12 protein-coding genes and 1 CRISPR repeat array are annotated in these 14,173 nt (G+C 54.0%); of the genes, 10 read left to right on the plus strand and 2 right to left on the minus strand.

Translation table 11 applies throughout. The features are described 5' to 3' along the window. Window positions 1-67: 67 nt before the first annotated feature. On the minus strand, window positions 68-2,179 hold the full coding sequence (gene cooS, locus GTO89_RS01140) for an anaerobic carbon-monoxide dehydrogenase catalytic subunit (protein WP_161260395.1): 2,112 nt from the start codon (window positions 2,177-2,179) through the stop codon (window positions 68-70). Between the two features lie 242 nt (window positions 2,180-2,421). Beyond that, the gene (locus GTO89_RS01145) at window positions 2,422-3,501 is read right to left on the minus strand and encodes a hypothetical protein (protein WP_161260214.1); all 1,080 of its coding nucleotides are present in this window, start codon (window positions 3,499-3,501) and stop codon (window positions 2,422-2,424) included. A gap of 168 nt (window positions 3,502-3,669) precedes the next feature. Here GTO89_RS01145 and queC point away from each other — a divergent pair, with 168 nt between their 5' ends. From queC to cas3, 10 genes are all read left to right on the plus strand, one after another. Beyond that, on the plus strand, window positions 3,670-4,359 hold the full coding sequence (queC, locus tag GTO89_RS01150; protein ID WP_161260215.1) for a 7-cyano-7-deazaguanine synthase QueC: 690 nt from the start codon (window positions 3,670-3,672) through the stop codon (window positions 4,357-4,359). A 9-nt stretch (window positions 4,360-4,368) separates the two neighbouring features. Continuing rightward, on the plus strand, window positions 4,369-5,103 hold the full coding sequence (locus GTO89_RS01155; protein WP_161260216.1) for a TIGR03915 family putative DNA repair protein: 735 nt from the start codon (window positions 4,369-4,371) through the stop codon (window positions 5,101-5,103). Between the two features lie 193 nt (window positions 5,104-5,296). Continuing rightward, a complete protein-coding gene (locus GTO89_RS01160) occupies window positions 5,297-5,545 on the plus strand; it encodes a hypothetical protein (protein ID WP_161260217.1) in 249 nt (82 codons plus the stop codon). Between the two features lie 99 nt (window positions 5,546-5,644). Continuing rightward, a complete protein-coding gene (locus GTO89_RS01165; RefSeq protein WP_161260218.1) occupies window positions 5,645-5,953 on the plus strand; it encodes an MTH1187 family thiamine-binding protein in 309 nt (102 codons plus the stop codon). A 316-nt stretch (window positions 5,954-6,269) separates the two neighbouring features. Beyond that, window positions 6,270-6,978: a CRISPR direct-repeat array (repeat unit 37 nt; unit sequence GTTTCACTGAATGACCCGATATGTAGGGGACTGAAAC). A gap of 73 nt (window positions 6,979-7,051) precedes the next feature. Then, window positions 7,052-7,378, plus strand: a complete 327-nt coding sequence (locus GTO89_RS01170; RefSeq protein ID WP_161260219.1) for a nucleotidyltransferase domain-containing protein — start codon at window positions 7,052-7,054, stop codon at window positions 7,376-7,378. Window positions 7,379-7,451: 73 nt separating this feature from the next. After that, window positions 7,452-8,450, plus strand: coding sequence for a CRISPR system precrRNA processing endoribonuclease RAMP protein Cas6 (cas6, locus tag GTO89_RS01175; protein ID WP_161260220.1), 999 nt, complete (start codon window positions 7,452-7,454; stop codon window positions 8,448-8,450). Between the two features lie 14 nt (window positions 8,451-8,464). Then, entirely contained in the window at window positions 8,465-9,883 is a 1,419-nt protein-coding gene (locus GTO89_RS01180; protein WP_161260221.1) for a hypothetical protein, read from the plus strand. 6 nt (window positions 9,884-9,889) lie between these two features. Beyond that, the gene (gene cas7i / locus GTO89_RS01185) at window positions 9,890-10,996 is read left to right on the plus strand and encodes a type I-B CRISPR-associated protein Cas7/Cst2/DevR (RefSeq protein ID WP_161260222.1); all 1,107 of its coding nucleotides are present in this window, start codon (window positions 9,890-9,892) and stop codon (window positions 10,994-10,996) included. Continuing rightward, entirely contained in the window at window positions 10,984-11,769 is a 786-nt protein-coding gene (cas5, locus tag GTO89_RS01190) for a CRISPR-associated protein Cas5 (RefSeq protein WP_161260223.1), read from the plus strand. The genes cas7i and cas5 overlap by 13 nt, the downstream gene beginning before the upstream one ends. Beyond that, window positions 11,763-14,153, plus strand: a complete 2,391-nt coding sequence (gene cas3 / locus GTO89_RS01195) for a CRISPR-associated helicase Cas3' (protein ID WP_161260224.1) — start codon at window positions 11,763-11,765, stop codon at window positions 14,151-14,153. The genes cas5 and cas3 overlap by 7 nt, the downstream gene beginning before the upstream one ends. The last annotated feature ends 20 nt before the right edge of the window (window positions 14,154-14,173 follow it).

Genomic DNA, 14,173 nt, shown 5'->3' on the forward strand with positions numbered 1-14,173 from the left:
CATGGGCTAGTGTGCGCGGGGGAGCGAAGGAACATGCATGAGCAAGCGCGCCTCTGACCCAGGAGCGCTAGTGCGTCTGCAGCGACGACAACCCGAGGGCCTTGCGCTTGGCCTCGATCTCATCGCTGTAGATCTGCACCGTCTTCTCGGCGTCCAGTTCGACGACGACCTTGCCGAGGCCGAGGGTGGCCGTCGTCTCGGTGAGGGTTTTGACGACCACATCGCTGCCGGTGATGGAGGGGACGGGGGCGACATGGACCATCCAGCCGAGGGCGATGGCGGTGCAGGCGTCGGCGACGGCCTTTTGCTCAAGGTACTCAGGCGCGCCGATCACCAGGGGCAGTTGGTTCGTGTCGATGTCGAGGGCGTCGGCCAGTTCCTTGGCCGTCAAGGTCATCTTGCCGATGTCGACACAGGCGCCGAAGGAGAGGACCGGCGGGATGCCGAGGGATTCGCAGACCTTCCGGAGGCCGGGGCCGGCTTCGGCGGCGGCGGCGGGGTCGGTGAGGCCCGTGTACTCCATGACGCTGGAGGTGCAGCCGCCGGAGAGGACGAGGATGTCGTTTTTGATCAGGCCCTGAGTGATCTTGAAGATGTTGCTGCCGCCCTGGCCGTAGCGAGCGGTGGTGCAACCGACGATGGTGGCGATGCCGCGGATGTTGCCCTGGACGATCTGGTCGATGAGGGGCTTGAAGGAGCCGCCCAGGGCTGCTTTGACCGATTCGGTGGAGAAGCCCACCATGCACTTTTCACTGACATAGGGCGGGATGTGGATCTCACGGTTTTCCGCTTTGCGCTTTTTGAAGGCCTCCAGGGCCATCTCCAGGGCCTTGTCGGCTTGCTGGGCCATGATCTCGGGGCGGAAGTCGAGCATGTCTGTGTCCGGCATGCGGATGACGGGGTCGACGGAGAGCATCTTCACGCCATAGCGCTTGGCGTAAAGGGGCAGGGTGGGGATGGTGCAGTTGTAGTCAAAGGTCCAGAGGTCGACGGCGCCGGTGGCGAAGAGGTACTCCTCGGAGAGCCACTCGCCTTCCTGACCGCCGTAGGCCTTCTGATTGTGGATGCCGTCGTAGTTGATCATCTGCTGGCCTTCACAGACATGGCCGAGGACCTGGATGCCATCGGCGCCGGCGGCGCGGGCCTTTTGTTGCCACTCGTCGGTGGAGGCGCGCTCGACGATCAGGTGAGCCAAAAGGGGCATATGGCCGTTGGTGATGATGTTGACCAATTCTTTTCTCAAGAGGCCCATGTTCTGTTTGCGGACGATGGGCTGTTGGGTGCCCATCAGGATCTCCTGGAGGATGTTGAGCATCAGCAAGCCCTGATACTCGTTGGCGATGCCGAGCCGGACGGCTTTTAAGAGGAAGTAGATGGGGTCGGCGTTGAGGTTGGTCATGCACATGGTTTGGGCCATGGCCACCTCAGCGTTGGCGCCGCCAGGGAAGAGGTCGAGTTTTTTCCAGAGTTCCTTGCGGCGGGAGGGGGCGAAGGCTTCTGTCGTCTGGGAGGGTTCATAGTGGGGACGGCAGATGTCGGCGATGATCCAGTTGGCGAAGTCGACGGCCAGGTCGTTGGTGTGCTTGTTCGTGTCCAGGCCGGCCAGGGAGGCCCAGTGCTTCAGCTTTTCCGGTTCGCGGATCTTGAGGCCCGATTCGGGGTGCTGGGCGGCGGCTTTGAGGGTGCGGGCGGCTTGGTGGCAGTGGTAGACGTTGGCGGCGGTGCCGATGGTGACGTGGCGGTACATGAAGTTGCGGGCGACCATGACATGGGCGTCGACGCCGCAGACGCCGCGCTGAACCTTGCCGGAGATGCGGCAGGGGCCGTTGGCGCAGAGTTGGCAGGAGAGGCCCTCGACACAGAATTTGCAGCGGATCTTCTCTTGTTCGCTGAAGCGGTCAAAGACGTTGGTGAGCCCTTGTTCGTGAACCGATTTGTACATGACTCGCATGGCCGGGTCGATGATCACGTTCAGGGGGTAGCCCTCTTTTGACTGGTCGTCCTTGTGAGCCACATGCTCCCGTTGCCAGCGGTGAACGTCGCCGGGGGGAGGAGCGACTGTTTCGTCGATCATGAAGCGGGGCACTTTGTCATGGTCATCCTTGTGGGCGGTGGGATCGTTGGTGCCGGACGAGGGGTGGCTGGTCGGAGCGTGTTCGAGGGTTTTGCCAGGGATCATGGGGTCGGTGGCGTGCTGGAGGTCCTGGGCGGAATAGTCACCCGTGGGGGAGGGGGCTACCGGTTGACCCGGCCGGTTTTGGCCGGGAAAGGGGCGATCATCACTCATGGTGTTTGCTCCTTGTTACGAAGAATAGACCTTATTGAACGGCGCATTTATGTGAGAAAAGGGCGGCTTCTCTGTTGAAGCCGCCCTTTTCTCGATGTGCAAAGCAATGTGAGGAAATCGGTGATGCAGGGCAGTTACTGAACGGAACCGCCATAGCCGCCGAAGCCGGAAGCGCCATAGCCGCCGTAGCCGCTGCCAATGCCGGACGTGCTCATGCCGGTGTTGCCAAAGCCAGGGGCGCTCATGCCGATGCCTGATGAGCCCATGCCGACGCCGCCGATGCTTGATGCGCCGATGCCGGCGCCAACAAAGTTGGAACCGCCCATGCCGATATTGCCATAGTTGGCGCCACTCGTGGCGGTCCCCATGGCATAGGGGGAGGGGTCGCCCACGAAGCCCTGTGAGGGCGTCAGGGACGTCGCCGATAGACCGGACGATGGCGCATAGGGCGAGAAATTGCCGACGAAACCGGGGGTGGGTGTCACGTTGGCGGAGATGCCGGAACCGCCCATGGAGGCGAATCCGCCCAGGCCGCTCATGAGGGCGTTGCCGCCTATCCCGCCCATGCCGATGGAATTGGTGGCGCCGATGCCGCTGCCCATGGACATGCCGGTTCCGCCCATGGAGATCCCCATACCGCTGCCGCCCATGGTCGACAAGCCGTAGTTGCCTTGCGCGGAGGGAGAATCACCAATGAAACCGGGGGTGGGGGCAAACGAGGTGGCCGACAGGCTGCCCGTGGAATAGGGGCTTGGGTCAGTGACAAAGCCGGGGGTCGGTCCAAAGGAGGCGCCGCTGAGGTTGGAAGCGCCGCCGCCAAATCCGGCAGTGCTTCCGAAGTTAGAGGATCCGCCAAAACTGGAGGTGGTCCCGAAAGGGGTGACGCCGTAGGAGGCGGTCGATCCGATACCCGACGAGAGGCCGTAGCCGATGCCCAAACCGGACGCGATGCCTATGGATGGGGAGGCCATCTGCATGATCGTTGAGGCATACTGTTGCGACTGATTGGAGAGGCTTTGCAGTTGCTGCGTCATCATGGAGCAGACATTTTGCAGCTGTTGCAGTTGCGACTGCGTTTGCGCTTCCCGCTGGGCCAGCGAAGTCAACTGCTGTTCATTGCTCCGCTCGATCTGGCGCATCTGGCCCACGACGGATTCGACTTGACGAAGCGTCGATTGCATGTTTTGGATCTGCTGGGTGATCTGTTGATTCACGTAGACTCCTCCTGTTTCAAATGGGATAGTCTAGCCATACAGTTCCCCGCCGGGAAAGGCGGTAACCGAGGAGTTTTTTGGTAAACCGTTTAAAAGTGCTGTCCGGTCGTGTACATTGAAAGGGAGCATTTGTCGCCGGATTTACTCTGGAAAGGGATGGAATAAGAGATGGACTCTTATCGCAACCGCGCCGTCGTCATCCTTTCGGGCGGTTTGGATTCAACGACCTGCATGGCTTTGGCGGACTGCCGCGGAGAAGATATTTTCGCGCTTACCTTTGCCTACAACCAGCGGCATATCCGGGAGATCGAATCGGCCCGGGACGTCGCCCGTCACTATGGGGCGAGCCATCATATCATCGATCTGGGCGCCGTCTTTGCTGCGAGCGCCCTCACGTCGGCAGCGATTCGCCCGGAGGTGGCGCCCTTCGATGGGAAGGCGGCCCATTCGATTCCAGCCACCTATGTGCCGGCGCGAAACATCCTTTTTTTAGCCCATGCTCTTTCCTTTGCCGAAAAAGTGGGCGCCCGGCGGATCTATACGGGGGTGAACGCCCTGGACAACCCTGGCTACCCCGATTGCCGTCCCGAATTCATCGACGCTTTTCAGCGGATGATCGACGTGGGAACGAAGGCAGGGACGGAAGGGCGCAGTGTGGAGGTGTTCACGCCGTTGATCCAGATGAACAAGGCCGATATCATCCGGTTGGCCTCGGAGCTGGATGCGCCGCTCCATCTGACCCTTACCTGCTACTACGGCGAAAGTCCCGCCTGTGGGGAGTGCGACAGCTGCCGGTTGCGCCTGGAAGGGTTCCGGCTGGCGGGGAAAGAGGATCCGATCCACTACCGGAAGGGGTAAGTCCAAGGGATGCTGCATTACTGTTATGACGGCGAGTTCGACGGCCTGTTGACCGCTATCCACGAAGCCTATTATCGGCGGCAGATCCCCGATGATATCCGCCCGTCCGGCAGCGCTGAGGCAGCTCTCTTCGCCGAGGAAGTGGAGATCGCCACAGACCCGGAAAAGGCGGAAAAGGTCTTTGCGGCCGTCGCAGCAAAAATCTCGCCAGTTGCGCGCCGCCATGCGGCCTATGCCTTCCTGTCCGAATTGCCGGGCATGGAGAAGGCGATTTACGAATACCTCCGCCTTGGCTTTCGCTTGGGGGCCGCTGTGGACGCCCATCTGACAGACGAGCGGGTGCTGCGGGTTCATCGCTTGAGCGCCAAGGTGCGAACAGAGCGGCATCGCATGCTCGGCTTGCTGCGCTTTCACCTGTTAGAAGGAAACATTTACTACGCTCCCATGGAGCCCGATCACAACATCGTCGGGTTGATCGCGCCTCATTTCACCGATCGGCTTGGCGATCAGAACTGGATCATCCACGACCTCCGGCGAGGTGTGGCCGCTCTGTACAACCAGAAGGAGTGGATTCTGACCGAAGTGGACGGCGGGACCCATTTTTCGCAGGCCACCGTCGAGAGGGTGTACCAGGATCTCTGGCGCGATTACTTCCGCAGCATCGCCATCACGGGCCGGACCAACCCGCGCTTGCAGCGGCGTTGCATGCCAGCGCGGTACTGGAAGCACCTAATTGAGAAGTAGGCCTGAGGCCGCCCGGTAGGGGGCGGGATATGAATAGGCGGCAACTGGACAGCCTGATAAGGCAGCCTCTCGGCGGGGATGCGCAAGGTGGCGCGGGAGCGGTCCTGTGTTTGGGTATGGCGAATCGCGGTGTAATCGCCCTTTAGGGGTCCTTTAGGGAGAAACATGGAAAGAAAGAAAGGGTGGGTATGACATGGACAGCCAGGAAATGGCCGGGCTCGTTTCGGACCTGTTGTTGCGAGATAAACGGTTTCGCGCCAGTGTGATCAAAGGAAACGAACTGCTCGTCCAGTTTAATGACCTCGAGGAGACCGGACCGGTGTCGAACTGGGTGGGCATTCAGGTGCGGCTGGGCAATAGCGTGGAAGAGATGGAAAGGCCCGCCGGCGGCTGCGGCTGTCCGCACCGGCAGGGGCCACATTCTGAAGATAAGCAAGAATGAAGCTGAAGATAAGTAGGAATAAAGCTTAAGATAAATAAGGTTGAAGCTGAAACATTGGGGAAGCGATCGATGGAGAATGGGTAGAGGAGGCGCAATCTTATGCCGGTAATCGCTGAAGTGACCATTATCCCGCTGGGGACCGGTTCGCCGAGCCTCAGCCGCTACGTGGCCGACTGCCACAAGGCGCTCCAGGAGGCTGAGGGGATTCGCTATCAGTTGACGCCCATGTCGACGGTGATTGAGGGGGAACTGGACCTTGTGGTCGATGTCATCCGGAAGATGCACGAGGTTCCCTTTGCCGCCGGCGCATTGCGGGTGTCGACAACCATTCGTATCGACGATCGCCGCGATAAACCGCTGTCCATGGAGGGGAAAGTGCGGTCGGTGGAGCAGAAGTTGGCTGAGTAACATATAAAGTGTTTTCTGTATAATGCAGGATTGATGGTAGAATGGATACGGTGGTGCGTTTTGTTTTTTTCGTAGCGCCGATAGCCGTTGTAATAGGAGCATACAGGAGCCGGAATTTCGTTGCTTTTTCGTTATAACGGTTTGATTCGCCCCAGCAGGGCACAATAAGAGTAAAGTTTCCAAACTATGGTGTTTTCGCAAGGGGTGGGGGTTTTCGTGCAGAAGTCCGCCCTTCGAAAAAATCGGTGGCTTGGGTGGAGGTGAAGAGGCTCAGAGGGCTTGATTTAGCTGGGCTTCTTCGACTATACCCCGTGCGGTTTCACTGAATGACCCGATATGTAGGGGACTGAAACGTGAAGGGGATGATCGTCAACAATACGGTGCAGGAGTTTCACTGAATGACCCGATATGTAGGGGACTGAAACATGATTCAAAGCATCACACCTTCCCTGAAGACGCTGGGCTAGTTTCACTGAATGACCCGATATGTAGGGGACTGAAACAAGAAGACCTCCAGAAGGGCTGCAAAGGGGTGATGGTAGTTTCACTGAATGACCCGATATGTAGGGGACTGAAACTCGAGATCGAAATGTTTATCCAACGCGTCGACACCAAGTTTCACTGAATGACCCGATATGTAGGGGACTGAAACCTGCCGAAGGCAAAGAGGAAGGCAGGGGAGGCGCGGAGCGTTTCACTGAATGACCCGATATGTAGGGGACTGAAACGATGAGAGTGATACGGGCACATTTGGACCGGCATTTGTTTCACTGAATGACCCGATATGTAGGGGACTGAAACCATTCTCTTCCTTCAGACGAGGTTCAAAATAGGCTTTTGTTTCACTGAATGACCCGATATGTAGGGGACTGAAACATGTCCGACGCCAGTGGACGCAGGAGATAGAGCGCTTTGTTTCACTGGATGACCCGATATGTAGGGGACTGAAACACACCGGAAACGCCGGAAACTGGACATTTGCACTTGCGTTTCACTGGATGACCCGATATGTAGGGGGACTGAAACAAAAAATCATGTATAACTCATGACGATTGGCGGATCACAATCAAAAAAGGACATTTTTGGGCGTGACAGAAAATGACTATTACCGACATACCGGGGGTAAACCAGCTACTGCAACAGCTAGTAAAAAAATCCGAAATTGAACAGATAATTCTCTTTGGCTCACGAGCCCGAGGCGATAACGAGGAACGCTCTGACATCGACTTGGCTATTGCGGCTCCGAATGTCACGCTACATCAATGGTTCGATATAATGGATCTGGTTGAAGAGGCAGACACCCTGTACTCGTTCGATATTATCCGTTATGAAGAGGTATCTTCCACGTTAAAAGATAGAATTGCCATTGAGGGGAAAGTCTTATTTCGGCGGGGAGCAAAAAGCGATAATAAGCCGATAAGGTAAACGATAGTCAGAAGGGAAATGTAAAAAAATAGCGTTATTCTCAATAGAATGTAGCTTCGCTTGTGAGGTTAATATGGTGTTATCGTTTTTTCGGGTCGCTGTTTTTGAAATGATTTTGGAGGCTGGGAACCAAGGGTTGCAACTGCCGTCCTATAAAGGGTCAACGCTTCGAGGCGGCTTTGGCCAAGCCTTTCGTTCCATTGCCTGTTCCATGCGGCAAAAGGATTGCAGGGGGTGCTTATTAAAAAGTTCATGCCCCTATGCCTACGTTTTCGAAACGTCGCCGCCGGTAGGTTCCGAAGTGCTTCGAAATCATGAAAACATCCCTCGCCCTTTTATTATTGAACCGCCGTTGGATCAAAGAACTCTTTATCACCCAGGAGAGCAGCTTGCGTTCCGTCTGATATTGATTGGGAACGCCATTGAACTGTTGCCCTATTTTATTGTCGCCTTTCGCGAACTCGGTCAGTTGGGGATTGGGAAAGGACGAAGAACATATGAACTGGTCAAAGTGCGCATACTAGATCCAGAGAACAATAAAAAATCGCTCATCTACGAGAAAGAGAACCCTCTCATCCAATCTGCAAACATGACAATACGCGGCGACTATTATGAAAAAAGTCTGCGTGAAGAATTCAGTCGACATCAACGAGGAAGCGACAGCAATGCCAGTCAACGGGCCATGGTGCGCTATCTCACCATGACCCGAATTAAGCATGAAGACAACTTTTCACCTGCCATTGAATTCCACATGCTAGTCCGGAGCTTGTTGCGACGGATTTCGTCTTTGGCATATTTTCATCATAAAGAGCGGTTGGATTTGAATTACTCAGCTATTATTGAACAAGCTGCTAAAGTCAGAATCATAGACAACAGGACGCGTTGGGTCGATTGGGAGCGGTTTTCCTCGCGCCAAGACAGCCATGTACGCATGGGCGGCGTCGTGGGAGAAATGGTGTATGAAGGTAATATCGCCGCGTTCACCCCTTTTCTGCGACTAGGAGAACTGGTTCATGTGGGAAAAGGCGCCGTCTTTGGTATGGGGAAGTTTGAAGCAAGTCCTCTTTTATGAAAGGGGGTCAGCCGATGGAACGATCCGGCACAGTGCAATATACGGGCCATCCCTTTGTCGATGTGGGCGTGGCGGTCATGGAAATACATCTCGAAAAACCCTGTGAGGAATTTACCAAACAAGATTTAAAGGAAGCTGCGGATTGGTTGTTACGCAATTACAAGCGAGCAGACTTGAAAGGGTATCTGACGGTCCATTTCCCAAATTCGGGATGGTGCAACGCCACAATCAAAGGGGAAAAGCAAGCGGCTTATGTTCAGAAAGTCCTCCATTCCTACTCAGCCGATCCGATTGAACCACAGCGGAAATGTGCCTTTTGCGACCGTTCAGCTCAGTTCCTGGCAGACCGACAGCATGTGCCGCTGCTTACCGGGGCTACTGTTATCGTCACTGCCCCAGGAGGGGTAACGGGATTGCCAGTTTGCGGCTATTGCCTGATGGCCGTCCAGTTTTACCCTCTTGCTACGATAAAAGTGGAAGGAAAACCGCTCTTCTGGTGGACGCCGGAACCAGACTTTACCCATGCGCTCGTTGAGAACCTATACGAAGAGGTGCAAAAAAACTTAGCCGGAAGCGTTGAAAAATTCGAGAGTCTGCGTTGGCCCTGCACACGGTTGCTAAGGTCGGCCGAAAAAGTGCTGGAGACGTATCCAAAGGAGAAACCTCTCGCTGATTGCATCGGCTACCATGTGACCAATTACGGTTCCGGCCCCGATTATGACCAGTACTACATTCCCAAAGAACTTCTGACGTTCTGGCAGGAGGTAAAAATCGCTTCCCAACCTGTGAGGGAAGCCCACCAGTGGGTCGTAAACACCTCTTGGGATTCGGGTAAAAAGAAAAGAGCAGGAAACAAAAGAGAAGCGGAATCAATATCCCAGGAAATAGACAAGGACAAAAGCGGCAATCGCTATTACGAAGCACTTGGACAGGCCTTTAAAAGTCCGGACTGGCATTACAAAATCCCGGATATTGTCTCCCGATTTTTCTTTCAACGGGATCCGCAACACTTTCACCGGAACAACTATGAACTATGTAAACGGTTTTTGAGAAAGGTGGGCGGCATGGATCAAAAACGACTCGACGCCATCCAAGAGGTAGCCGATTGTATCATCACCCATTTGGTGCTAGGTAACAATGAGATGAACTGGTTAAAAAATTTATACAGAAAAAATCCGGGCAACAAAGAGTTCGTCCGTTACCTTGTAAAAGTCCAAAAAAAACTATCCGAACTGGGGCACGCTTTTTCCTATCAAAAGGTACTGGATATGCTCGATATCCCTTCGGCGGAAGAGTACTGGCACAATAACATGTGGCTTGTGCGAGACTTGATGCTGATTCGCATGTTGGAACAGGTCGCGCTGCAAAAAAAGGAGATGTTGTCAGCGCTGGAGGAAGACGAATTGGATTCAGATGATCAATCGGAGGAGTGAGAAGAAATGGCCTTTTTATCCGGTGTTTTTCTTATTGATTGCCCCGCTTCGGCATTAAACAATGCAGGTAAAACCGAAGCGATCAATGCCGATAATGCAATCGCGGTCAAAAGCATCCAGACACGTGAGGGTGCCTACCCATATGTATCTGCCCAGGCTTTTCGCTATTGGTGGCGGGAGTCACTTCGTGACGTGCAAGGCTGGAGCGCTTCTCCGATCTTCCGAGAAGGAAAAATTGCTTATACCGACGCGAACCCCCTCCTGTACGCGGAAGATGATTTATTCGGTTATATGCGTGCCCAATCAACGAAAGAAGATGCTAAAAAAAAGCGTGAGGAAACAGGCTTACTAGACAAAGCAACTCCTGTAGCAGAAAAGGTCACGCTTACCCGTCAGTCACCCCTTAAAGTAAGTACCTTGGTCTCGGTCGCGCCGGTGCGGGAAATTACTAAAGATTTTGGCGTGATGGCGCGTCAAGAAGGAGCCCCCGTTCCCTTTGAGCACGAATTTTACCGCGCTGCGCTACAGGGCCTTTTCTCTGTTGATCTAGGGATGATGGGGCGTTTCTATCACATCCAGCGTACAGGATATAAACACTTGGATGGGGTTCGCGTTGAGATGGCACGGGAGATGGGACTAGAAGAATACGACGACGGAAAAGCCTATCAGCTCTCTCTGGAAGACCGTCATCAGCGGTTACAGATGCTGATGCAAGGATTCGCCAAAATCTCTGGCGGCGCCAAACAGTCCATTCACTACACCGATGTCAGTCCTCGTTTGGTGATCCTGGCCGTTGCCAAGGGCGGCAATCATCTGTTCGGCACGACTGTCGGAACATTTCCTGATGGATATAAAAGAGGACTCCCCCAAATCAAACTGGAAGCCTTGAAAGAGACGGCACGGGTCATGCGTGACGAGATCGTGAGCGGGATTTATGTGGGGCTTACCCAAGGTTACCTTGATGAGCAACGTGGTGGACTCATCGCCGCTTTGCAAGAAATTCAGGAAGGTGAAATCTATGGGTTTCGCAAGACCTTCCTCGGACATCCTCGTGAAGCGATTGAAGCATTCCTTAATGAACTGAATGAAGGAAAAGAGCAATGGCTGAGGTAATCCGGGTATTGAAGGTGCGTACCAGCGCCGTCACTGCCTCCTTTCGCTATCCCCATGTTATGGTCGGAAAGCTGCCCACCTTTGAGATGCCCCCTCCGGCGACCATCTATGGACATCTCTGCGGCGTCCTCGGTGAATGGTTTGATCCGAGAGGCTTGGCCTTCGCCTATACCTTTACCTATAAACAGTTGGCGGAAGACATCGAATTAGGCCATATTGTCGAATATGCTTCCGGTCGCAATGAAAAAAGTCTGGGCGGCCTTCCCAAAAATGTGGAGGGGAGCATGAACCCGCAACGCAGGCAGTTTTTGTTCCATCCGGAGATGACCTTGTATCTATCCGGTCCTACCGAACTCTTGGAACGGTTGCAGAAGCACTTTCTATCGCCGGTTTTTGCGCTGGTGTTAGGAAGAAGTCAAGATCTTGCGACCTGTCACACCGCCGAATTTGTGGAACTAACTCGCTCGGATCGGGCCTTTTATTCGCATACGCTCCTCCCATGGTCTTTGCGGCCCTCCGTTTTTTCTGGCCGTCCGGTGTACATGCCCAAGTGGATCGATTATCGACGGATGCGGGAAGCGCGTTTTGAGCGATATCTGGAGATCGGAAATCGCCCGCTGCGGATCTTTGGGGAAGGGCAGGAAGAGGATATCCTGGATCGCACCCCTTTTGCCAAAATCTGGGCCGATGATTCCGAGATGAAGAACTTTTTAAGCCGTACGTTGCCGCGTGGGATCTGGTTTCATCCGTTGGGAGATGATGAGGCGTGTTGAATCCTGTGCCGACCGAGGAGACGCCAAAGATCCTGAAAACGCTTTGGGCCAAGTCACCGGCTGTTCCGAACCAATCTGGGCTTGGCTTGCTTGAGCATACCTTTGATGTTGTGAAGCAGGTGAGGGAGTATATCCGTCTCTATCAAAAAGAAATCGAGACGGCGGAGTTCAATATGAAGCGGGTGCTGTTGTACGGCGCTTTGTTGCATGATCTCGGAAAAGCCCACCCCTCATTTCAATCTCAACTGCGAGGCGGTTCCCGATGGGGACACCGGCATGAAGTGCTTAGCCTTGCCTTTATGGGACTGCTGGATGTTCCAGCCCCTGAAGCCGGGTACCTGGCCGCAGCGATTGCGCTTCATCATAAAAATTGGTCTAATTTCGTAGAGGGGAGCGGCGGCTCCCCCTGTTACTTTCAGTCCGCTTGTTCGTGCGCGGAGCACCAAACTATTCGGGAATTGGTGGAAGGACTGCCCTCTGACATCATCCAAGCGGTGAGATGGTTGCTCGCCTCAGCGGAATCGTTGATTCTAGCCGCAACAGGGGAACGAATCGCAGGGTATTCCGTCCGCCATGAACCGCTATCCTTAGAAGAAAGCATCTGGCAGGGCCTACAACACATCGAGTCCCTCATCAAAGGATGGGAACGGAGCAACGGTCCTCGAAGACCTCGCAGTGTGGATGAAAAAGCCGTCTATTTCGGAATTATCGTAAGAGGCCTGATGATTTCAGCGGATCACCTCGCGAGCGCCAAGCCCACAGAACTGGATGCTGGTTTTTCAGGGACCTCTCAAGTGCTCAGTGCGATTCAGCGATCGGAGTCGGAGCTTTATCCCCATCAAAAAGCGATGTTGAATCACAGCGGAAACGCAGTGATGATTGCGCCAACGGGCTTAGGAAAAACGGAAGCCGCCCTGTTGTGGGCGGCTAAACAGCGAGAGGAGGGGAGTTGCGGTCGCATTCTCTTTTTGTTGCCCTACCGGGCCAGCATGAATGCCATGGCGACGCGTTTTCAGAGGACTTTTGGCGAGGGTTCCACGTCGGTGGTCCACGGGAAAAGCTTGTTGCAGATGTACCTTAAACTGCTCGAACAGGAGTATAGCGCCGATGAGGCGGTGGCCTTAGCAAAGCAGAAGGAAAGCTTTGCCCGGTTAAATACGTCGTATATCCGTGTGTGTAGTCCCTATCAATTGATTCGTCTCTTTTTTGATCCGAAAGCATATGAGGCTGGGATCATGACGGCACTAAACGGTCAGTTGGTGTTTGATGAGATCCACGCTTATGAGCCTGCCATCACGGCGCGATTGTTGGTGACCGCAAAATATCTCCACGAAAAGTTTCATGCGCGTCTGTTGTTCATGAGCGCTACCATGCCGAGTCACTTGCTTGCGTTGTTGTACGAGATGTTTCCCGATATACGTCCACCGATCTGTCCGCCTGATACCATGCTTGCTGGTATTGTCAAGCACAGACTTTCCTTATTTCCGTCTCATTCGTTGTCGTCAGAATCGGTGGAGGCGATGGTGAACGCTGCGCGACATGGTTCTGTGTTGGTGGTCGTGAATACGGTTAACCGGGCGATTGAACTTGCAACATTGCTCCGGGAAAAGGTTGAAGACGTAGTCTTGATCCATAGCCGTTTTTGCGGACGCGATCGGGTGGAGAAGGAAGCTGAGATCTCGCCTAGACCGGGAAAGATACTGGTAGCCACGCAAGTGGTGGAGGTATCTTTGGACATTGACTATGACACGGGTTTTTTTGAATTGGCGCCCTTTGAGGCGTTGATGCAGCGACTGGGGAGGGTGAATCGGAAGGAGCTAAAAAAGATTAAGAGGGCAGCTCTTGTTTATGTTTTTTCATCCTTCGAAAATCCAACCGTATCCGCCTATTACCCTTATACGAAGGAACATTTAGAACAAGTATTGGCGGTGTTGCGGGACTTTTTGGCCGAAAATGCGGCAGGTGAAATCAGTGAGTTGAAGAAGATGACTCTGCTTGATAAGACCTATCCTGAGGCACTTAGGGATGAGTTAACAACGGAGATTCGCAATGTGTCGATTGACTTTAAACAGGCCTTCATTCAGCATGTTAGGCCGTTTGGGGTAAAAAGCTATGCAGAAGTTCAACGGCTACACCAAGAGTGGGAACGGTTCTTTGATGGATACGTGGTTCTTCCGGAAATACTTTTCGAGGAAGCCGAACAATGCCAAAACATATTAGGCTTAAACCAACTGATGGTTCCGATTTCAGGGCGACTGTTTAACCAAATGTTAAGAGTGGGGGCGGTTCGATGGAATAATCACTTTAATGTTTTTACAGTCTCTATGCCCTACAACAGACGCAGTGGGTTGGAATTAGATAGGGACTGGGACTATTGTAAGTAGCGTCTTAAACACAGTGTTCC

Source organism: Heliomicrobium gestii (assembly GCF_009877435.1).
Lineage (GTDB): Bacteria > Bacillota > Desulfitobacteriia > Heliobacteriales > Heliobacteriaceae > Heliomicrobium > Heliomicrobium gestii.